Below are 19,862 nucleotides of genomic sequence, written 5' to 3' on the forward strand. Positions count from 1 at the left end.
GATCCGGTTCCAGGCGATAAGGGCCCGGTTCTGGCCGTAGGCGATCTGGCTGTCGTACTGGCCGATCAGCCGTGAGCCCTGCGGGATCAACACGGTCCGCCCGGTCCTATGGTCGTAGACCGGCTCAGTGACCTGGGCGATCACCTGGCCCGGCAGGTCGGAATTGATGGCCGTCACCAAGGCGGCCGAGATGATGCTGCCGGCCTTCACCTCCCAAGGACTCAGCGCCGGCTGCAGGGGATTGGTCAGATAGTCGTCTGTCCGGGCGTTGGCCGCGAACTGGCGCTTGGCGGCCTGGCCATTGGCCGGCTGCACCTCGGCGGCGGCCGGCTCCCCGGCGCTCCCGGCGGACGCACCGATCGGCCCAGCCAGCGCAGCGAGATCGGCGGACGGCGGTGCAGCCGCCGCTGGGGGCGGCCCGCCAAAGAACGGCCCGGACGTCCGGGCGGCGAGCGCCTGCTCACGCGCGGCCTGAACGGCAGGATCGACCTGCGCCGGCGGGGGAGCCGGAGGCGGCGCGCCGGCGGGCAATGCGCCCGGCGAGCCTTCGGGCGGCGGCAAGGCCGCCGTCCCCGGCAGGGCTTGAGCCTGCAACGCGGGATCGGCATAGCCCGCCGCGTATTTGGTGGAGATCGCCGGCGTCTGGACCTGGCCGGTGTAGGCCGCGTCCGTCATCGCCTCCGGGCGGGCTTGAGGCGCGTGCGCGCCGCCGAAGCCGAGGTAGAAGCCGAGCGCCACGATTCCAGCCAAGCCCGTCGCCCCGGCGATCAAATACTTGCGGTTCCAGCGCGTGACGGGATTACGAGGCGCGGCCAGGACGCTCTCCGGCGGCGCCTTGCGTGGCTGGGAGCCCAGAGGCGGGTCGGGCGGAAGATGGGTCACGAGCGGCCCCCTTCGCCGGTGCGGGTGATCCGCACGACGGTCTGCTTGCCCTCGCCAAGCCTCAGCTCCGCGACGTCGATCAGTCGGTCCACGACGTAGTAGCCGCCAAGGGAGCGGTAGTTGACGAGCTGGGCCTGCTTGTCGGGTCCGATCAAGAACAGCGGCGGGGCCTCAGTCGTGGCCATGTCGCGCGGAAACTGGATGTAGGTCTTTAGCCCGTCATCGAAGACGCGAACCGGCTGCCAGCGCGGCGCGCGAAAGCCGTTGGCCTTGATGCGATAGCCGAAGTGCAGCGAGTCCACCGCAAGGCCCGAGGCCGCCACCCCCTGGGTTTCGGCCGCCTGAGCGGCCTGCCGCTCGCGGGCCTCCTCCTGCGGATAGTTCCAGCTGATAACGCTGGTGTAGGTGTCGCCCTCATAGCTGACCGCGTCGAGCAGGTAGGTGCGCTGGTCGGTCGTCAGGATGATGTTGGTGCGCAGGCCGCCGCGGATCGGCTTGACCATCACGATGACCTGCTGGGTCGCGCCCGAGCCTTGGACGGTCTCACCCAGCACCCAGCGAACCGTGTCGCCCGCCGCCTTGGAGATCAGCTTTTCGCCGGGGCGAAGCGAGATCGCCGTAAGGAAGCGCGGGCTGGTGTGGACGGTGTAGAGCCGTCCAGGCTCAAAATCGTAGTAGAGGGCCGCATTCACATAGGCCCCGGCGCTGGGGTAGTCGCGGGCGCTGCTGTTGGCGGACTGTACGGTCGTCAGCGCCGTCTGCCGTGCATAGGTGCGCGGCGCCGTGCGGCGTCTTGGGACGGGCCGAGGCGGCGTCGCGGCCTGAGCCAAGGCGACAGGCGCCGCCGGTGTCGGCCGAGCCGCCACAGGGAGAGTCGGTCGGGGCGTCGCCGTCTGGGCGACCGAGGGACTCTCAGACGCGGCCAACAGAATGAGCAGGCCGGCCGCAGCGCCCAAGGAAAGCCGTCTGGGGGACAAGGCGCTCATAGCTCACGACTCCATTGAAACTCGGTGATGTAGATCCCCAGCGGATTGGCCCTCAGCTCGGCCTCGTTCTTCGGCGCCACGACCTTGGTGGTGAACAGCCCCGTCCAGGCCTCCGTCGCGCTCGACGTGCCGGCATTGAACTGCGTCTCGCGCCACTGGACCTGGTAGGTGTGCGGACTGCGCGGCAGGACCGACACGATCTCGACGTTGACCGCCTGGGTGCCCGCGTTTGCGAAAGGGTCGTTGGCCTTGGCGAAGGCGTTGAGCTGCCCGATCGCTGGCCCGGACACGAAGTGATAGGCGCCGGTCCAGTTGTCCCGGATGACGATGGGATCGATGCTCTTCGAGCGCGTCCGCCGAACCCAATCGGCGAGGAAGTAGCCGATCTCGGCCGTGGTCGGCTCGTAGGTGCGCCCCGCAAGCTCGATACGGCCCGGCCGCGCATAGCGGTCGATGGGCACGACGTAGGTGGCGATGTTGGTGTTGTTGGCCTCGTAGATAAATCCGCCCAGCGCCAGGGCCGCGAGCCCCAGGCCCCCGAACGCCGCCATCCGCCAGTTCTTGGCCTGCACCACAGCCGAGCCGATGCGCATGTCCCACTCGCGGGAGGCGCGCAGGTATGGGCTCTCGATGGGGGCTGAGCTGCCGTAGCGGTCATTAGGTCGTTTGAAGGGGTTCATCGGCGCACTCTCGACTGGGGTCACTCTTCAGGTTCGTCATCGCGACGGGTTGGTGTGGCGCTCAGGCCAGGCCCGTTTCCATCTCCCCCGGCCGTGGCCGCAGCGGCACTGTCCCGGGCAGCGCCTGCCAGCCCGCCGCCACGGCGAGCCTCGGCCCGCGAGACGACGGAGGAACCAGACGATGGCGCATCCGGCGGCGGGGGAGGGGGCGTCTCGCCTTCACTAGGATTGCGGGAGGAGAAGAGGCGGCTACCGGCCGCTCGACCTTCAGCGACCATCGTCGAAACCGGAGCCCTGGCGAAGTCGGCCGCCATGCCTCCACCGCTGGGCCCACCTCCACCATTTGGACGAGGGCCTCCTGAATTGATGCTTCCAGACGCGGCGCGGGCTGCCGCTATCTTCTCACCGCCGCCTGCCCAGCCGCTGGCGATGGCTCCGCCAGCAGCACGGGCCGCGAGACCGACGCCCGCTGCGCCGGCAGCAACACCGGCAGCGCCCATAAGAGCACCACCCGTGTTCAACTGCGGACCACCAGAAATCATGGCACCAGCGATCGCGGGCACTTTGAGCGACAACATCATCAAGAAGATCGCCGACAGCAGCAGTCCGGCTTCCTCAGCCACGGTCGGCTGAGGCGATAGCGAGTAGGTCTCGAAGATGTTGATCCCGACGCCCGCGATCACAGCGAGAGCCATGAACTTGAACCCGACGGAGACCACGTAGCCGATAGCTTTCTCGGCCAGAAACGAGGTCTGCGAGAGCACTCCGAACGGCACCACGACGAAAGCGATCAGGGTGACGATGTAGAATTCGATGATCGTGACGGCGATCTCGATCGCCAAAATTATGAAGGCCAACAGGATGCCGATCGCGGCGACGGCCGCGACGATGATCATGTCGATATGCATCAGCGCGCCGAAGCCGGCGTTCTGCTGCGCAAGGTCGCCAATGTACTTGATGAGGTCGATTACGACCGAGAGGCCCGCTTCGACGGCTTTAGTTGGCGCCCGCGTAAAATCGCCAATCGAGCCGCCGCCGCTGGCCTGCAGACCTAGCTTCGCAAATCCATTGATGACCGTGAGGGTCAGCGAGTGCCAGTTGGTGACTAGCCAGGCGAAGAACCCGATCAGGAGTATCTTCCTGACGAGCGCAGCCATGATGTTCTGTGTCTCGTCGATCGCCCAAAGGATCGCTGAGATCGTGATGCTGATGACCACCAATGTCGCCAGGACGCCCTGGACGGGCCCCGCAATGGCTCCGAAGCCACTGCCCACCTGGCCGGTGAACGCACTGATGAATTGGTCTAGAGCTGCGGGATCTGCGGTGGCCATTGATGAACTCGGCGCACTTCAAGCCTAGAGGCTGTTTTTATCGGGAAGACTGCTGCCCTTTTTCTTGAAGTACAGCGGTGAACATGGGTCGTTCCGGTCACGATTGTTGATGTCCGGACACGGTTTCGCCTTGGCCGGCGGATCGGTTTGACTCGGCTCTGTGGCGGGCTTTCCGCAGCCAGCCAGGCCAACGGCAACAAGACAGCTGATGACGAGCAACGACCGCATCATTGAAAATCCGAGATGTTCGGGAGCCGGCTACCAGTCTTGGTGTAAGCGGTGGCGCGCTCCGTCTCAGCTCGGGCCGCGATGGCCCCGGCCTGCTGCTGCGCCAGGATCGTCTCCTGCGTCCTCGCTTGCGCGATCAAGATCGTCTGAAGACCCTGCAGCTGGCTGCTGAGCGCGGCCAGCAACTGGTTGGTCGCCTGGATCGCTGCCGTTTGCCCGGCGGCGCCTTGCGAAGCGGCCACCGCGCCGCTGACGGCGCCAGCGGTCGTTCCCTGCGACCTAACCAGCTGGTTCTGCACGGCCATGGAGTCCTGCAGCGTCAGTCGGCTGTTCGCCTCCCAACTCGCGAGGCGCTGCTGGATCTGCGCGAAGCTCTGCCCGGACAGGCTGGCGGGGTAAAACTGCTGGAACTGGCCCGCGATATTCTGGCTGTTGTAGCCGATCGCCTGGGCCTGCTGCATGAGCTGGCTGGCCTGGGCGTTGATCTGCGCCAAGGGCTGGGTCACGTCCGTGCCGAGCTTCTGCAGCATCGCCATCTGATTGGTGACCTGCGCCTGAAGCTGCTGGATCTGAGACAGGCCCTGGCGCACCTGCTGGACCGCTTGCGCCACGGCGCGCGGATCGAACACGATCTGCTGGGCGGCGGCGGACTGCGGCGGCAGAGGCCCCAATCCCAGCGACACTGCGACGATCGCCGCCGCGGCCATGAGCTGCTTACGCATCTGGAGTGTCCTTCTGGTGCGAGGGATGAGGGACCGGGAAAAGGTCGTCGCCGGTCGCCTGGACGAATAGCGGCTCAGAGACCGCCCGAAAGGCGACGGCCGCGCCGAACAGGACAAAGCCGGCCAGCATGACGAAGAAGTTGTGGTGGTAGGTCGTGCCGAAGACCGCCAGGAAGCCGGGCGCCGCCAGGGCCAGGAACAGGATCCGGCGACGCCGGCGCGAGGCCGTCCACGCGCCCGGAAGGTGACGGTTCAGCCACGCCAGGCGCGCAAATGCTCTCGGGCTCATCGGCGGCCGAGCCGGCGCGAAGGTGAGGTCGTGTGCGCCCATCACGCCACCCTCGGGTAGGCGGCGCGCCGCTGGCCGCCGAGGTAGCGGGCGACATCCGCCTGGCCCTTGGCCGCGAAGAACCGCTCGGCGAACTCGCCACGATCATGATCCGCGAGGAGCTGGCTGATGAGCTGTTGATCGCCGGGCGACGACGAGCCCACGGCGGCCAAGGACACGCTGCCCAGGCCCAGCTCGAACAGCCGGTTCCCGGACGTGGCCTGGTAGTAGTACTCACGCTTGGGCGTGGCGTTGGCGATGATCCGGACCTGCTGCGGGTTCAGGTCGAAGTCCTGATAGAGCGCCGTGATCTGCGGCGTCTGGGCGTCCGGATTGGGCAAGAAGATGCGGGTCGGACAACTTTCGATCAGCGCAGGCGCGATCGACGAGCGGGCGACATCCGCCAGGCTCTGGGTAGCGAACACCACGGCGACGTTGAACTTGCGCAGCGTCTTCAGCCACTCGCGGATCTTGGCCGCGAAGGCGCCTTGGTCGAGGAAGAGCCAAGCCTCATCGAGCACCAGCAGCGTCGGCCGACCGTCGAAGCGACGTTCAAGGCTGCGGAAGATGTAGGTGAGGACAGGGGCCAGCGCCGACTTGCTGGCCATCAACTCGGCCATCTCGAAGGTCTGCCAGGCGGCAGGCTTGAGGGCGTTCTGGTTGGCGTCGAGCAGATGGCCGTAAGGTCCGCTCAGCGTGTAGGGCGTCAGGGCCGCCTTGACGGCTTGGTCCTGGATCGTGGCGGCGAGCAGGGTGAGTGTCCGCTGTTCGCGCGGCCCCTCGGCGAGATTACGCAATCCGCTCCAGATCTCGTCCTTAACCGGCGGGGTGATCGGCACGCCCTCGGCGGCGACGATGTCTTGCACCCATTCCTGGGCCCAGGCGCGGTCGTCGGGCGCGTCGATCTGCGCCAGCGGCTGGAAGGCCAGCTCGCTCTGGTCGCCGCCCAAGACATAGAACTGGCCGCCGGTCAGCAGCGTCGACGCCCGGGAGCTGGCGCCCTTATCGAAGTAGAAGACCTGGGCTTCGGGATAGCGCAGCCACTGCATGGCCAGGGTGTTGAGCAGGACCGATTTGCCCGAGCCGGTCGGCCCGACGATCATCGTGTGACCGACATCGCCCTGGTGCAGGTCGAAGCGGAACGGCGTGGTGCCGGCGGTGCGGGTGACCAAAAGAGCCGGCTGAAGGCCAGGATAGCCGCGCTTTTGGCATTCGGCCGACAAGTGGGCGTTGATTGTCGGGCCAGGCCAGATCGCCGACATCGGCATCATGTCGCAGAGGTTCAGCGACGACACCAAGGGCCGGCGCAGATCGGCATAGGCTTGGCCCGGCAGGCTGCCGATCCAGGCCTCGACCGCGTTGACATCCTCGACCTTGCAGACGAAGCCCGCCCGGTTGATGGCGCCTTCGACCTCCCGGACGCGGTTGGCCAGCCGGTCGGGATCCGCGTCCATCAAGGTGACGGTCGGGGTGAAGTAGCCGATCGAGGCGTAGTCACCCCCGAGAATGGCCAGGGCCGCATCGGCGTCGACGGATTTCGCCGCCGCGTCCGGATCCTCCAGCAGGGACGGCTCGCGGGTGATCGCCTCCTTCAGGAGCGCCATCACGCCCTTGCGCTTGGCGAACCAGCGCTTGCGCACCGTGGTCACCGCTTTGCGCGCGTCTTCCTTGTCCAGCGGCAGATACCGGCAGACCCAGCGATAGCTGATGCCCAGCTCATTGAGCCGGTCGAGCAGGCCGGGGCACGAGGTCGTCGGGTAGGCCCGAACCGAGAGGGTGCGCAGGTACTGGCCCCCCAGGCGCGGCAGCAGGCCGCCCTGGAAATCATCGTCGGTGAGGAAGGCGTCGAGGTAGGCCGGCGTTTCGGGCGTGGCGACCGGATGGCGCTTGGTCGAGATGCAGCTGTGCAGATAGGTCAGGGTCTCATCGTCGGTCAGTTCTGCGACCTCCGGCATGATCGCGGTCAGGATGTCGGCGATCTGGTGGACCGTGCTGAGGAAGTCGCTGAGCGCCGCGCGGTACATCCCCTCGGCGCCGCGTCCAGACGGGGCGTTTTCGAGTAGGAGGCTCTCGGCCGTCGAGATCGCTTCTTCCGGTGGAAGGTAGGTGAAGGTCAGGAAATAGCGGCTCTCGAAGTGACGCTCCTGCGCTTCGAAGCCCTCGCGGCGCTCCTCATCGACCAGGTCCGAAACGGGGTCCGGAAACTGGCTTGTAGGATAGGTCTGCGATGGCGCGCGGACGGCCTCGATGTGCAGGCACCAGCGTGAGCCCAGGCGCCGCAGGGCGTTGTTGAGCTGGGCGCGGGTCGCGACCAGGCCGGCATCCGTGGCGCTGGCGAGGTCCGGGCCGCGGAAGGCCAGGGTCTTCTGAAAGCTGCCATCCTTGTTGAGCACCAGCCCCGGCCCGATGAGGGCCGCCCACGGGAGGTGGTCGAACAGTCGATCAGCCTTGGGCCGGTACTCACGCAGGTACAGCACGACGAACCTCTAGGAGACCAAAAGCGGGGAGGGGTGAGGCCGAGCGCGCATGTCAGGCGTCCAGGTAAGGCTTCTGGCGAATGTGGCGGCCGAGCGCGTCGAAGAAGTAGGGGTCGCGCTTGTTCAGCCAGTAGCAGGCGCCGTGTATGGCGAGGCCCAGCGGAATGCCGATCAGAGGGACCTGCAGGCCCAAGGCCAGGACGGCGGTCAGGGTGCCGTTGAGCACCGCGATCATGCGCGGCACGCCGGCGATGGTCACCGGCTCCGATAGCGAGCTGTGGAAGGCGATCTCGAAACCCTCGACGTCGGACCGAGCCATCAGAACGCCGCCCCGGCGGTCATGTTGAAGAAGGTCGAGATGAAGGTCGTCGCCGTGAAGGCGATCGCCAGACCGAAGACGATGCCGATCCCTTTGCGCAGGGCCGACCCACCTTCCGCGAAGGCGAAGCCCAGGCCGGTGAGCACGATCGCGATGATGCCGACGGCCTTGGCGACCGGCCCCGACAGCGACTGCATGATGGTGTCGAGCGGGCCTTCCCAGGGCATGGCGGTCCCGGCGCCAGCGGCCCAAGCCGGGCTTACCGCGAGGAGGACAGCCGCGCCGGCGAGGAGGGCCAGGGCGGTCGAAGCGCGCCCCCGAGCTTGGCTAGAACCGGCGTTTTTCATCGCAGCTGACCCTTGATTGCGTCCGCCCGCCTTTGCCGGGCGTCACAACCGTGAGTCGCGGAATAGGCGAGGTCAAGGGCGTTTTTGACTAAAAAGGTGCGATTAGGGCTTTTTCTCTAGCAAAGCTACAACCGTTAGAGGCGAGCTTCCGGCCACGCTTAGCGGCCTGAGTCGAGCAGGCAAGCGCGCGCATTTCCCCCGTGTTGCTGATCTGTTTCCAACCGATAAGCGGCGACTTTGGGGCACATGCCCGAGTTGTGTGGGCTGTTGATTCGCAGCTGAGCCGCCCACTCAAGGTCAGACTAGCCTCCCTGTTGCCGGGTGATCCTGCGCGCAGCACCGATGATCAGCGAGGACCTCGATGACCCGGCAATCGCCCGCGATCCCCTGGCAGCCGGCGGCGACCATGCGCCGAAGCTCGCTCTGCAACGCCTCGAGTTGGGCGATCTTCGTCTCGACGGCGGTGAGTTGTTCCTGGGCGAGGGTGTTGGCGTCCTCACATGATCGCTCCGGATGGTCGGCTAGATCGAGGAGGGTGCGGATCGCCTCGATCGGAAAGCCGAGCTGGCGCGCGTGCTTGATGAAAGCCAGACGCCGGACGGCGGCGGGATCGTAGGCCCGACGGTCGCTTTCGGTGCGCACCGGCTCGGGTAGGAGGCCGATCTGTTCGTAGAAGCGGATCGTGGGGACCTTCACATCGGCGGCCGCCGCGAGTTTGCCGATCGTGAGCGACGTCATGGAATTCTCCTCGTTCCATAAAATAGACCCTTGATCCTCTAGCGACTAGAGGATGCAGGGTCGCGGCATGTCGAGCTGTTCCACTTCCGATAAGCCGGCCGCCAGCGGTTGCGGCTGCGGCGCGCCCATCGCGTTCGACGGCGCCTCGCTGGCCTACCGCCGGGCGCTGAGCGCGGTCATCGTCATCAACATCGTCGGCTTTGTCGTCGTGGCGATCGGCAGTTGGCTCGCCGACTCGGCGGCGCTGGCGGCTAACACCCTAGACTTCGCGGCTGATGCAGCGACCTACGCGCTCAGCTTGTGGGCCATCGGCAAGAGCGTCCAGGTCCGGTCGGGCGCGGCCTTCATCAAAAGCGGGTCACTTGCGCTGATGGCGGCGGGCATTCTCGGACTGGCGGTTTGGCGCGCGGTGACGGGCGCTTCGCCCGAAGGCGGGGCCATCTCGGGGCTCGGCCTATTCGGAGCGGCGGCCAATCTGCTCGCTGCGCTGCTGCTCGTGCGCTTCCGTGAAGGGGACGCCAACGTGCGGTCGGTCTGGCTATGCACCCGCAACGACCTAATCCAGTGCCTGGCGGTGGCCGCCACTGGCGTTGCGGTGACCGTCACTGGGTCGAGGTGGCCGGACCTTCTCGTCGGTGTTCTGCTGGCGGCGGTCTTCTTGCGCTCGGCGTGGCAGATCGCCAGTCAGGCGCGCAAGGAACTCCGAGCCGCTCCGGCCAGCGCGGATTTGCGTAAATATGTAACGCATTCCCGCCACAGTACGAAACACGTATAGGGCAGGGCGATGGCGAGTCCTTCAGCATGGTCCGGAGCACTACGGTGGCTAGCAGCCGCCTTGCTCGTCGCTGTGCTTTCGCTAGGACCGAGCGTCGACTCCCTCATCTGCGGTAATGATCTGAATTCCGGCGCGGCGGCGGCCGAATTCACGACCGCAGCCGGTCAAACGGTGACCGCGCCATTGGATGATCACGGCAGCGCACCGGCGGATGTCTGCATCCATGGTCATTGTCACCACTTTGCACCCTTTGTGCCGATCCTAGGTGAGGGCGGCGTTGGCGCAGACTTGCCTAGCGCCAAGCATGTCCTGGGGCGCACCGCTGTGCGTAAGACCGATCCCCACTTCGGACTGAAACGACCGCCTCGCGGCTGACGACCGACGCGCGCACGCGCGCACTCCGTCGTCACAAGCGAGAAGGAAGACCGTGTTCATCCATAATCGAAGGCCGCTGTTGGCGGCCGCCTCGGGGCTCGTCGCCTTGGGGCTGTCGGCGGGCGTCGGCGTGGCCGAGCCCGCCCCAGCCTTTACTGACCTACTCCGACAGGCGCAGGAGACCGCGCCGCGTTTGGCGGAAGCCCGCGCCGACATCGCGCGAGCCGAAGGCTTGGCGCAGCAGGCGGGCGTGCGTCCTAATCCGACGGTGGGCCTGGAAATCGAGAATTTTTCCGGGTCTGGGCCGTACAGCGGCATAAGCCAGGCTGAGACGACGGCGTCGATTTCTCAGACCTTGGAACTCGGCGGCAAGCGTTCGGCCCGGGTTTCGGCGGCGCAGGGGGAGGTGGTGGCGGCCCGTCAGCGCGCCCAGCGCGCCCAGGTCGATTTCAGATTCGATCTTGCGGTGGCCTACGCCGAAGCCGAGGCCAGCGATCGGCGACTTTTGCTCGCACGAGAAGCGCTCGGGCTCGCGGAGGAGGATGCCCGCATCGCGCGCGCCTTCGTCGAACAAGGCCGCGAACCTGAGTTGCGGCGTATTCAGGCGGAGGCTGCAGTCCAGGCGGCCCGCGCCACCGTCGAGGAGGCTCAGGCGGCGGGAGCGACAGCCTTCGCTAACCTTACGGCTCTTTCGGGATCGGCGGCGCCAATCACCTCGATTCCCGTGAGCCTGCTGGACGGAACGCCGCCGCGTTCCGCCATCTCGCCCGTCGCATCTAACGCGCCGGGCTATCTCGTGGCGCAAGCTGAGCGCGAGGCGGCACGGCGGCGCCTCGCCTTGGAGCGTCGGCGCGCCGTTCCCGACGTGAATGTCTCGGTGGGCTTCCGACGGTTCGAGAATTCCGATGCGTCAGCATTCATCGCCGGGGTGTCGGTCCCTCTGCCACTCTTCGATCGCAATCGGGGGAACGTCCGCGCGGTCCAAGCGGAAGTCACCGCCGCGGAGGCCCGTCTGAATGCGGCGCGGTTCGACGCCGAGGCGACGGTTCGCGCAAGCACAGCCCGTGCGACCGCCGCAGAAACGCGGCTCGCCGCCGCTCGGGAGGGTGAGCGAGCCGCGCAGGAGGCCTACCGCCTCACACGCATCGGCTACGAAGGCGGGAAGCTGAGTCTTGCCGAACTTCTTGTTGCACGACGCGCGCTCACGGATGCGCGCGGTCAAACCATCGCCGCCGCCAGTGAGCGGGTAAGCGCGCAGGCAGCCCTGGCTCGGATGAGCGGCGTTGCCGGGACCGGAGACTCCCAATGAAGCAGGATAAGGCGCGTCTTTATGGCGCAGTAGCCGCCATCGCCCTCGTCGCCGCAGCCGGCGGCTTCGGGTTGTCGGCATTGATCAATCGCGACGCTCCCCCTGCGGCCGAGGCCGCCGATGAACATGCCGAAGGGGAGGCGCAAGAAGAGGGCGAGGCCGCCGAGACGCCCGAGGGCGTTGTCAAGCTTACGCCAGAGCAGGTTCGGGCGTCGGGCCTGGCCGTCGTCGCGGTGGGTCGGGGCGGTGGCGCCGAAACACGCATTTCCGGGCGCGTGGAACCGATGGTTGATGCCCGCGCCAGCGTTGGGGCGAGCGTCGGCGGGCGCGTTGAGCGGGTTCTTGTTGCGCCGGGGCAAAGCATCCGGGCGGGCCAGGCCCTCGCGATCCTCGTCAGTGGTGACGCCGCCACGTTGCGCGCCGACGCCGACGCGGCGGCGGCTGCGGCGAACGCCGCGCGGCGCGCCTACGAGCGAGATCGCAATCTTGGCGCCCAGGGCATAGTGGCGCGACAGGAGGTGGAGAGCTCCCAGGCCCAAGCGCTCAGCGCCGAGGCCACAGCACGCGCCGCGCGGGCTAGGGTAGCTGTCGCGGGCTCTCCGAACGCCTCGGGGCGAACGAGCGTCTCGTCGCCCATCGGCGGTGTCGTAACCGCCGTGCAGGTCGGGCCCGGCGGCTACGTCGCCCAAGGCGGCGTCATCGCCGAAGTGACCAACCCGGCGCGCGTCGAACTGGTCTTCAATGCTCCGCCGCAACTCGCCGCGCAGACGCGCGCCGGAGCGCGGATGCGGATCACCGGCCCGACGGGAGAGTTCGACGCCGTCGTGACCGGTGTAGCGGCGAACGCAGGCTCGGGAGAAAGTGGGGCGACGGTGATCCGCGCGCGGCCTGTTGGCGCTAGCCTCCCGCCGGCGGGGTCACCCGTCACCGGAGCCCTCGTGACCGGTGGTGAGAGCGGCGGCCTGACTGTACCGAGCGAAGCCGTGCAAACGGTCGAGGGCAATCCCGTCGTGTTCGTGCAGATCGACGGCGGGTTCCGCGCCATGCCGGTGCTGACCGGACGCCAGGCGGGCGGTCGCACGGAGATCGTGCGTGGGCTCACCGGCGCCGAACGGATCGTCTCCACCAACGCCTTCCTGCTTAAGGCCGAACTCGCCAAGGGCGAGGCTGAGCACGGCCACTAGGGAGCAGGCGCATGTTCAAAGCAGTTATTGAAGCGTCCGTTCGCTTCCGATGGTTCATCGTTCTGGCGACCGCCCTCGTCTCGGCGCTGGGCCTCTACGAACTCACCAGATTGCCGATCGACGCCGTCCCCGACATCACCAACCGTCAGGTGCAGATCAACACCGTCGCCCCGGCGCTCGCGCCAGAGCAGATGGAGCGGCAGGTCACCTATCCCCTGGAGACCGCCATGGCGGGCATTCCAGGCCTTCAAAGCACACGATCGCTCAGCCGCAACGGCTTCAGCCAGATCACCGTCATCTTCACCGACCAGACCGACATCTATTTCGCCCGCCAGCAGGTGGCCGAGCGGATGGCGCAGGCGCGGGAAACCTTGCCGACAGGGGTCGAGCCGGAACTGTCGCCTATCACGACGGGGCTAGGCGAGGTCCTGATGTGGACGGTCGACTATGTGCCCTTTGGACCGAAAGCCTTGGCCGCGGCAGGGCAGCCCGGGTGGCAGGCAGGCGGCGCCTATCTAACCCCTGAAGGCGAACTCCTCACGACGCCGCAAGCGCGCGCCACCTACCTGCGCACTGTCCAGGATTGGATCATTGCGCCCCGGATGCGCTCGGCCAAAGGGCTCGCCGGCGTCGATGTGAACGGTGGCTACGTCAAGGAATACGCCGTCCGCCCCGACCCGGCCCGTCTGGCAAGCTATGGCCTCGGCTTGAACGATCTGATTCAGGCCCTGGAGCGGGCCAACACTCAGGCGGGGGCCGGCTTCATCCAGCGCGCGGGCGAGGCGCTCACGGTACGCACCGATGCGCTCGCTCAGACGGTGACCGACCTGGCGCAAGCCCCTGTCGTAAATCGCAATGGGCTTGTCGTCCGTGTCGCCGACGTGGCGACCGTGGAGATGGGCCAGGCGCCGCGCCTTGGCGGCGCCAGTCGAGACGGCCACGAAGCGGTGATCGGAACCGCCTTGATGCTGGCGGGTGAGAACAGCCGAACCGTGGCGCAGGCCGCGGCCGAGCGGCTCGAGGAGGTGGGCCCGAGCTTGCCGCCTAGCATCGTCGCGACGCCGGTGCTGAACCGCAGCGACCTCGTCAACTCGACCATTTCGACGGTCGCCCGCAACCTGGCCGAAGGCGCGCTGCTGGTGGTGGCCGTGCTGTTCCTGCTGTTGGGCAACATCCGTGCGGCCACGATCACGGCGCTGATGATTCCGATCAGCTTCCTGTTCGCAGTGATCGGCATGAATCGGTTTGGGATCAGCGGAAACCTGATGAGCCTTGGCGCGCTCGACTTCGGCTTGCTGGTCGATGGCGCCGTGGTGGTCGTTGAAAATACGCTGCTCATGCTCAGCCAGCGGCGGGGCGAACTCGGCCGAATGCTCACTCGTCATGAACGGCTTGGCGTCGCCGCGGCCGCCGCGCGCCAGATGGTCAAGCCGGCCGCTTTTGGACAGTTGATCATCCTGCTGGTGTTCACCCCGCTGCTGATGCTGGAGGGGGTGGAAGGCAAGACCTTCATCCCGATGGGCGCAACGGTGATGCTGGCGCTGGTGGGGGCGTTCATCTTCTCCTTCACCTTCGTGCCGGCCATGACGGCGCTGCTGGTTCGGGACCCCAAGCACGTCCACATGGATCCAAACGGGCGCGCGGAGGAACACGAGACCTTCGTCCTCCGCTTCGCCCGCAAGCGCATCGAACCGGCGATCCGCGCGGCCGTCGCTCGCCCCAAGATCGTTCTGGCGGCGGCGCTCGGCGCCGTCCTCGTTGGCGGGATCGCCTTCAGCACCCTCGGGCGGGAGTTCATCCCGACTTTGGACGAAGGCGACATCGCCATGCAGTCCCTGCGTGTGCCCTCGGCGTCTCTCGAGCAGTCGCTCGCTATGCAGATGGCGCTGGAGAAGGCGATCAAGGCGCAGCCGGAGGTGGAGACCATGTTCTCCAGGACCGGTACCGCGGAGGCGGCCGTGGACCCAATGCCGCCGAACATCTCCGACGCCGTCATCGTGCTGAAGGATAAGGATCAATGGCCCGATCCGAACCTGTCCAAGGAGGATCTGATTGCCCGGATCGAGAAGATTTCCGCGCAACAGCTGGGCAACAATTTCGAGTTCAGCCAGCCTATCGAACTGCGCTTCAACGAACTCATTTCCGGGGTGCGGACCGATCTTGCGGTCATGGTGTTCGGCGACGATTTCGCTGAGTTGCAGAGGACCGCCGATCAGGTCGCCAATGTGCTCCGCCAGACCGAAGGCGCCGCCGACGTGCGCGTCGAGCAGGCCTCCGGTCTGCCCACGCTGACCCTGACCGTCGATCGGTTCGCCGCCGCCAACTACGGGCTGGCCGCAGCGGATGTCTCCGAAGCCGTCTCGGCCGCAATTGGTGGGGCCGAGGCCGGTCAGATTTTCGAGGGCGATCGTCGGTTCGACGTGGTCGTCCGCTTGTCGGACGAGGCCCGAAACGATCCAGCGGCCCTGGCCGCCCTGCCTGTGACCACGTCCAGCGGCGCGACTGTGCCTCTGTCCTCGGTCGCGCGCATCCAGATCGCGGAGGGCCAGAACCAGATCAGCCGCGACAACGGTAGTCGGAGGATGGTGGTCCAGGCCAACGTCCGGGGTCGCGACCTCGGCGGCTTCGTCGCCGACGCCCAGGCCAGGGTCGAGCAGCAGGTGAAACTGCCCACCGGCTATTCTCTCACATGGGGCGGGCAGTTCGAGAACCTCAAGCGCGCCGAACAACGCCTGGGGCTCGTGATCCCGGTCGTGTTCGTCCTGATAGGGCTTCTGCTGTTCATGGCGCTGGGGTCCTTCGCCGAGGCAGGACTGGTCTTCGCCTGTGTGCCGCTCGCGTTGGTCGGCGGAGCCCTGGCCTTGCTGCTCAGGGGCATGCCGTTCTCCGTCTCGGCGGCCGTTGGGCTCATCGCGGTCTCGGGCGTGGCGACCCTGAACGGCCTGGTTTTGATGCAGGCGATCCGGGAGCGGCTCGACGAGGGACTTCCTCCAGATCTGGCCGCCTACCAGGGGGCCGCGAGCCGGTTAAGGGCGGTGCTCACGACCGCGCTCGTGGCGATCGTCGGATTCATCCCGATGGCGCTAGCGCATGGCGCGGGTGCGGAGGTGCAGAAGCCCCTGGCTACAGTTGTGATCGGAGGCCTCTTCGCGGCTACCGCGCTCACACTGCTGGTCTTGCCGACCTTCGCCGCCAAGGCGGTAAAGCATCGCAAAGCTGAAGGGATCGAGGAATGACCGCGCTAACCGCCCAGGAACGTCAGCAGCGCAAGACCTTGCTGGTGGTGCTGATCCTCAACGGGCTGCTGTTTGCGGCGCTCGGGGTTGGTGGCTTGGTGGCGGATTCCAGCGCTTTGATCGCCAATGCGGTCGATAACGGCTCTGATACGGCGGTCTATCTCATCAGCTTCCTTGCGGTGGGTCGGGCCGGAGCCTGGAAACGCCGCGCCGCGCGAATCTCGGGCGTCATGCTTCTGATCTTCGCTGTCGGCGTGCTGCTCGACGTGGGCCGGCGCTGGATCTACGGCGCTGAGCCTGTCGGCTGGACGATGATGACCCTGGCTTTGGTCGCCGCCGTCGTAAATATCGTCTGTCTCCTGCTCTTGCGCCGCGTCCAGAGCCAGGACGTGAACATGCGCGCCGCTGAAACCTTCAGCTTGAACGATTTCGCGTCCAACGGCGGCATCCTGGTCGCCGGCGCCCTTGTCATGTGGTTGGGCCGATCCTGGCCCGATCTGGTGGTCGGCATTGCGGTCGCGATCATTGCCGTGAAAGGCGGCGTCGAAATCCTCCGGGACGCGGCGAAAGCAACACAAGAAACACCAGAGGAGCCCGGCGATGACTGAGGAAAAGCTTCGTCTTGAAATCCCGGTCCTGCTCCCCGGCGCCGCCGATGCTTGCGAGCGCTGTGTCGCCGAGTTGACGGCGGTTCTGAAGCGCCGGCCGGGCGTGATCGACGCTCACGTCGATGGCCGGGAGGACGCCCGCCTGTGCGTGCACTTTGATCCTACACTCATCGCGCCTTCGCAGCTTCGAGCGCTCGCCGAGCAGCAAGGGGCGCGCATCGACGCCAAATTCGGCCACGCGACCATGCGCTTACCATTACCGCTGCATGCGCGCGCAGCCCGCACCCTGGCGGACGATCTGCGTGGTGTGCCGGGCGTTGTCAGAGCCGAGGTCGGGCCCACCGGCGTAGCGGTGGTCGAGTTCGATCGCGGTCTGACAGATGAAAAGACTCTCAAGGCATTCCTGAACGATCATGCAGCGGCCCTGGGACAGGCGCCTGCTTCAGCCAGCGCTTCGCGCGACGAGCACGCCGGCCATAAGCACAAGCCAGGCGAGGGCCACGGCCACAAGCATGGTGGCGTCTTTGGCGAGCGCACCGAGTTGGTATTCGCCCTGCTTTCGGGGCTCGCGCTTCTGGTCGGCTGGCTGGCGTCGTTTCGCCTCAGCGGCCCTGTCCCGCTCGCGTTCTATGGCCTGTCCTACATCTTTGGCGGCTACTTCACGCTGCGCGAGGCGGTGGAGAACCTGCGTAAGCGCCGGTTCGAGATCGACACCCTCATGCTGGTCGCAGCGGCTGGCGCCGCCGCGCTCGGCGAATGGGCGGAAGGCGCCTTGCTGCTCGTCCTATTCAGCCTCGGGCATGCGCTTGAACACTATGCGATGGGCCGCGCCCGACGAGCGATCGAGGCTCTGGCGGCCCTGGCGCCCGAACGCGCCAGCCGCAGACGCGGCGAGGCGATCGAAGAGGTTGCGGTCGAGGCGCTTGAGGTCGGGGACATCGTCCTCGTCCGACCCAATGAGCGCCTGCCGGCTGACGGGGTCGTCATCATCGGCGAGAGCGCCGTCAACCAGGCGCCGGTGACTGGGGAAAGCGTGCCGGTCGACAAGAGCCCGGCTCCGCAAGAGGCGACCTTCGAGTCCGCGGAGGCCAGCCACCGCGTGTTCGCCGGGACGATCAACGGGGCAGGGGCTCTGGAGGTGAGGGTCGCCCGCCGGGCGAGCGAGACCACCCTCGCGCGCGTGGTGACCATGGTCGCCGAGGCGGAGGCCCAGCGCTCGCCGACACAGCGATTCACCGACAAGTTCGAGCGCATCTTCGTGCCCGCCGTTCTGCTGATGGTCGCGATGCTGATGTTCGCCTGGCTCGTCGTGGACGAGCCCTTCAGCGTGAGCTTTTACCGAGCGATGGCCGTGTTGGTGGCGGCAAGCCCCTGCGCCCTGGCCATCTCCGTGCCCAGCGCTGTGCTGAGCGGTGTCGCGCGAGCTGGACGCGGCGGCGTGCTTGTGAAAGGGGGCGGACCGCTCGAGAACCTCGGCACGCTGAAGGCGCTCGCCTTCGACAAGACCGGGACCCTGACGGAGGGCCGGCCGCGCGTCACGGACGTGGTCCCAGCCATCGGCGTGACCAAGGAACGGCTCCTTGAGACCGCCGCGGCCGTCGAAGCGCAGAGCGACCACCCCTTGGCGGCCGCCGTGGTCACGGCGGCGACCGAGACGCTTACGGCGGCGCCGGGCCGAGCCGAGAGCGTCGAGAGCATAACGGGACAAGGGGTCCGAGGTCGCTACGGCGGCGAGGATGTCTTCATCGGCAAGCTGAAGCTCTTCGAGGCGATCGATGGCCCGCCTGTGCCCGAGGAGGTGCGTTCAGAGGCGGAGCGACTGGCTAGATCGGGTCGCACCGTGATGGTGGTGCGCTCAGCGGGCGCCTACCTTGGCGTTCTCGCTCTCCAGGATACGCCACGTGAAGGCGCGGCGGAGGTGATCGCACAGCTTCGCGGGATGGGTCTGAAGCGGCTCGTGATGTTGTCGGGCGACAACCAGGGAGTCGCCGACGCAATTGCCTCGCAGCTCGGCTTGACCGAGGCGCGGGGCGGCCTCATGCCCGAGGACAAGGTTGAGTTCATCAAGACCATGCGCGAGCAGGAAGGGCGCGTGGCGATGGTGGGCGACGGCGTCAACGACGCGCCGGCCATGGCGAACGCAACGGTCGGTGTGGCAATGGGCGCCGCCGGCTCGGATGTCGCGCTGGAGACCGCCGATGTTGCGCTGATGGCCGACGACCTGCGGCGGCTGCCCTTTGCCGTCGGCCTCAGCCGTCGCACGAGCGCCGTCATCAAACAGAACCTGTTTGTCAGCCTCGGAATGGTCGCGTTCCTTATCCCGGCGACGATCTTCGGCCTGAAGATCGGCGCGGCGGTAATCTTCCATGAGGGATCCACGCTGCTTGTTGTAGCGAATGCGCTGCGTTTGCTGGCCTATCGCGAAGGGGCGTTCGGCGCACTGGGCGGGACCACGCCTCGGGACAAGCAGCATGCATAGCGGTCCAGGCGAAAACAGCCCCGCCCAGGTCCGGAGCGTCTTCTGCCCGGGCCTACGGGCTCGCAAGCGCCCGATGTGTAGGGTCTGAAAATGGCTCGCGTCGCCAAAGAAATCGACGTGGGCGCCTCCCCCAAGCGGGTGTGGGACTCGCTCGTTCAATTCGAAGGGTATGGAGCCTGGACGCAGGCCGCTCGCATCAGAGGCGAGCTCAAGCCCGGAGGAAAGATGGACTACGGGATCCTGCTCCGTCGCGGCCGTATCAGCCCGTTTTACTTCAATCTGCCGGGCAACGTGGTCGCGCTGGAGCCGCTCGGGTTGATCTCTTGGGAGGCTGGCCTCAGGAGGGTCCTCCTCATGGAGTTCGCCATCCACATCAGCCCTCGCCTGGACGGTGCGAGGGTTCTTCAATCTGTCGAGGTCTCTGGGCCTATGGCCCGGGTGATCGGGCGCCACCTAGGCCGTCTCTTCGGCGCGCACTTCGACTGCATCAGCGGAGATCTACAAGAACGCTTTGGCGGTGGGTCTCAGTTCAACGGCCGACGTCGAGGTAAGCCGCTCAGAGTATCTCAGCCCTGATCGCCGTAGAACACGTCGCTCTCGCCGTGCCGGAGAGCTGGTCATCGCCGTCCAGACCCCAGAAGTGGTCCCGATCGGCTCTGCCACTGAGGACGTCGCGCCCTCCGTCGCCGACGGAGACTTGATAGTCGTACCGCTCGCTGCCGGCATTGAAGCCAAACGTAAAGCCCTCGATGGCCATGTACTGACTAGCCAAGTCCTGGAGGGGCGCACCCTTCCAATCGTGGGAAAGCTTGTGTGACATAGCGGGTCTTGGACGAAGATTTCTACAATGGGAATGTT

Annotated in this window: 18 protein-coding genes; 7 read left to right on the forward strand and 11 right to left on the reverse strand. The window is 66.7% G+C overall.

Features of this window, described 5'->3' with window-relative positions; genetic code table 11:
- The 10 genes from ACE3TL_RS09925 to ACE3TL_RS09970 form a co-directional block, all read right to left on the reverse strand.
- On the reverse strand, positions 1 to 882 hold an 882-nt coding region (locus tag ACE3TL_RS09925; protein ID WP_374578546.1), incomplete at its 3' end, for a TrbI/VirB10 family protein.
- On the reverse strand, positions 879 to 1,712 hold the full coding sequence (trbG, locus tag ACE3TL_RS09930; RefSeq protein ID WP_374578547.1) for a P-type conjugative transfer protein TrbG: 834 nt from the start codon (positions 1,710 to 1,712) through the stop codon (positions 879 to 881). The genes trbG and ACE3TL_RS09925, both read right to left, overlap by 4 nt.
- Before the next feature lie 152 nt (positions 1,713 to 1,864).
- A complete protein-coding gene (trbF, locus tag ACE3TL_RS09935; protein ID WP_269717144.1) occupies positions 1,865 to 2,548 on the reverse strand; it encodes a conjugal transfer protein TrbF in 684 nt (227 codons plus the stop codon).
- Positions 2,549 to 2,568: 20 nt separating this feature from the next.
- Positions 2,569 to 3,879, reverse strand: a complete 1,311-nt coding sequence (trbL, locus tag ACE3TL_RS09940; RefSeq protein WP_269717143.1) for a P-type conjugative transfer protein TrbL — start codon at positions 3,877 to 3,879, stop codon at positions 2,569 to 2,571.
- A 227-nt stretch (positions 3,880 to 4,106) separates the two neighbouring features.
- Positions 4,107 to 4,829: a conjugal transfer protein TrbJ gene (locus tag ACE3TL_RS09945; protein WP_269717142.1), complete on the reverse strand. Its 723-nt coding sequence runs from the start codon at positions 4,827 to 4,829 to the stop codon at positions 4,107 to 4,109.
- Positions 4,822 to 5,160: a hypothetical protein gene (locus tag ACE3TL_RS09950; RefSeq protein ID WP_374578548.1), complete on the reverse strand. Its 339-nt coding sequence runs from the start codon at positions 5,158 to 5,160 to the stop codon at positions 4,822 to 4,824. Before ACE3TL_RS09950 ends, ACE3TL_RS09945 begins: the two co-directional genes overlap by 8 nt.
- The gene (trbE, locus tag ACE3TL_RS09955; RefSeq protein WP_374578549.1) at positions 5,160 to 7,634 is read right to left on the reverse strand and encodes a conjugal transfer protein TrbE; all 2,475 of its coding nucleotides are present in this window, start codon (positions 7,632 to 7,634) and stop codon (positions 5,160 to 5,162) included. The genes ACE3TL_RS09950 and trbE overlap by 1 nt, the downstream gene beginning before the upstream one ends.
- 52 nt (positions 7,635 to 7,686) lie before the next feature.
- A complete protein-coding gene (locus tag ACE3TL_RS09960) occupies positions 7,687 to 7,953 on the reverse strand; it encodes a VirB3 family type IV secretion system protein (protein WP_293498093.1) in 267 nt (88 codons plus the stop codon).
- Positions 7,953 to 8,300, reverse strand: coding sequence for a TrbC/VirB2 family protein (locus tag ACE3TL_RS09965; RefSeq protein WP_269717138.1), 348 nt, complete (start codon positions 8,298 to 8,300; stop codon positions 7,953 to 7,955). Before ACE3TL_RS09965 ends, ACE3TL_RS09960 begins: the two co-directional genes overlap by 1 nt.
- A 297-nt stretch (positions 8,301 to 8,597) precedes the next feature.
- On the reverse strand, positions 8,598 to 9,038 hold the full coding sequence (locus ACE3TL_RS09970; protein ID WP_305284670.1) for a helix-turn-helix domain-containing protein: 441 nt from the start codon (positions 9,036 to 9,038) through the stop codon (positions 8,598 to 8,600).
- A gap of 67 nt (positions 9,039 to 9,105) precedes the next feature.
- On the opposite strand from ACE3TL_RS09970, the gene ACE3TL_RS09975 reads away from it, so the two are divergent.
- The 7 genes from ACE3TL_RS09975 to ACE3TL_RS10005 all read left to right on the forward strand — a co-directional run bounded on the left by ACE3TL_RS09975 (position 9,106) and on the right by ACE3TL_RS10005 (position 19,580).
- Positions 9,106 to 9,813, forward strand: a complete 708-nt coding sequence (locus tag ACE3TL_RS09975) for a cation transporter (protein ID WP_305284671.1) — start codon at positions 9,106 to 9,108, stop codon at positions 9,811 to 9,813.
- Between the two features lie 427 nt (positions 9,814 to 10,240).
- Positions 10,241 to 11,497: a TolC family protein gene (locus tag ACE3TL_RS09980; RefSeq protein ID WP_305284672.1), complete on the forward strand. Its 1,257-nt coding sequence runs from the start codon at positions 10,241 to 10,243 to the stop codon at positions 11,495 to 11,497.
- The gene (locus ACE3TL_RS09985; RefSeq protein WP_305284673.1) at positions 11,494 to 12,681 is read left to right on the forward strand and encodes an efflux RND transporter periplasmic adaptor subunit; all 1,188 of its coding nucleotides are present in this window, start codon (positions 11,494 to 11,496) and stop codon (positions 12,679 to 12,681) included. The genes ACE3TL_RS09980 and ACE3TL_RS09985 overlap by 4 nt, the downstream gene beginning before the upstream one ends.
- Before the next feature lie 11 nt (positions 12,682 to 12,692).
- Positions 12,693 to 15,917 carry an efflux RND transporter permease subunit gene (locus tag ACE3TL_RS09990; protein ID WP_305284674.1) on the forward strand — a complete coding sequence of 1,075 codons (3,225 nt, stop codon included), beginning with the start codon at positions 12,693 to 12,695 and terminating at the stop codon, positions 15,915 to 15,917.
- On the forward strand, positions 15,914 to 16,525 hold the full coding sequence (locus ACE3TL_RS09995; protein WP_305284675.1) for a cation transporter: 612 nt from the start codon (positions 15,914 to 15,916) through the stop codon (positions 16,523 to 16,525). Before ACE3TL_RS09990 ends, ACE3TL_RS09995 begins: the two co-directional genes overlap by 4 nt.
- Positions 16,518 to 19,004 carry a heavy metal translocating P-type ATPase gene (locus ACE3TL_RS10000; protein ID WP_305284676.1) on the forward strand — a complete coding sequence of 829 codons (2,487 nt, stop codon included), beginning with the start codon at positions 16,518 to 16,520 and terminating at the stop codon, positions 19,002 to 19,004. Before ACE3TL_RS09995 ends, ACE3TL_RS10000 begins: the two co-directional genes overlap by 8 nt.
- Before the next feature lie 90 nt (positions 19,005 to 19,094).
- On the forward strand, positions 19,095 to 19,580 hold the full coding sequence (locus ACE3TL_RS10005) for a hypothetical protein (RefSeq protein WP_305284677.1): 486 nt from the start codon (positions 19,095 to 19,097) through the stop codon (positions 19,578 to 19,580).
- Here the strand turns inward: ACE3TL_RS10005 and ACE3TL_RS10010 are convergent.
- Entirely contained in the window at positions 19,561 to 19,824 is a 264-nt protein-coding gene (locus tag ACE3TL_RS10010) for a hypothetical protein (protein ID WP_370868346.1), read from the reverse strand. The two genes, ACE3TL_RS10005 and ACE3TL_RS10010, sit on opposite strands and share 20 nt — an antisense overlap.
- Positions 19,825 to 19,862: the final 38 nt, after the last annotated feature.

Origin of the sequence: Phenylobacterium sp. (assembly GCF_041920015.1) — a bacterium.
GTDB lineage: Bacteria > Pseudomonadota > Alphaproteobacteria > Caulobacterales > Caulobacteraceae > Phenylobacterium.

Bases quoted from the DNA above. Each gene is read 5' to 3' on its own strand.
- trbF (WP_269717144.1), bottom strand. From the start codon at position 2,548: ATGAACCCCTTCAAACGACCTAATGACCGCTACGGCAGCTCAGCCCCC.
- trbL (WP_269717143.1), bottom strand. From the start codon at position 3,879: ATGGCCACCGCAGATCCCGCAGCTCTAGACCAATTCATCAGTGCGTTC.
- ACE3TL_RS09945 (WP_269717142.1), bottom strand. From the start codon at position 4,829: ATGCGTAAGCAGCTCATGGCCGCGGCGGCGATCGTCGCAGTGTCGCTG.
- ACE3TL_RS09950 (WP_374578548.1), bottom strand. From the start codon at position 5,160: ATGGGCGCACACGACCTCACCTTCGCGCCGGCTCGGCCGCCGATGAGC.
- ACE3TL_RS09960 (WP_293498093.1), bottom strand. From the start codon at position 7,953: ATGGCTCGGTCCGACGTCGAGGGTTTCGAGATCGCCTTCCACAGCTCG.
- ACE3TL_RS09965 (WP_269717138.1), bottom strand. From the start codon at position 8,300: ATGAAAAACGCCGGTTCTAGCCAAGCTCGGGGGCGCGCTTCGACCGCC.
- ACE3TL_RS09970 (WP_305284670.1), bottom strand. From the start codon at position 9,038: ATGACGTCGCTCACGATCGGCAAACTCGCGGCGGCCGCCGATGTGAAG.
- ACE3TL_RS09975 (WP_305284671.1), top strand. From the start codon at position 9,106: ATGTCGAGCTGTTCCACTTCCGATAAGCCGGCCGCCAGCGGTTGCGGC.
- ACE3TL_RS09985 (WP_305284673.1), top strand. From the start codon at position 11,494: ATGAAGCAGGATAAGGCGCGTCTTTATGGCGCAGTAGCCGCCATCGCC.
- ACE3TL_RS09990 (WP_305284674.1), top strand. From the start codon at position 12,693: ATGTTCAAAGCAGTTATTGAAGCGTCCGTTCGCTTCCGATGGTTCATC.
- ACE3TL_RS09995 (WP_305284675.1), top strand. From the start codon at position 15,914: ATGACCGCGCTAACCGCCCAGGAACGTCAGCAGCGCAAGACCTTGCTG.
- ACE3TL_RS10000 (WP_305284676.1), top strand. From the start codon at position 16,518: ATGACTGAGGAAAAGCTTCGTCTTGAAATCCCGGTCCTGCTCCCCGGC.
- ACE3TL_RS10005 (WP_305284677.1), top strand. From the start codon at position 19,095: ATGGCTCGCGTCGCCAAAGAAATCGACGTGGGCGCCTCCCCCAAGCGG.
- ACE3TL_RS10010 (WP_370868346.1), bottom strand. From the start codon at position 19,824: ATGTCACACAAGCTTTCCCACGATTGGAAGGGTGCGCCCCTCCAGGAC.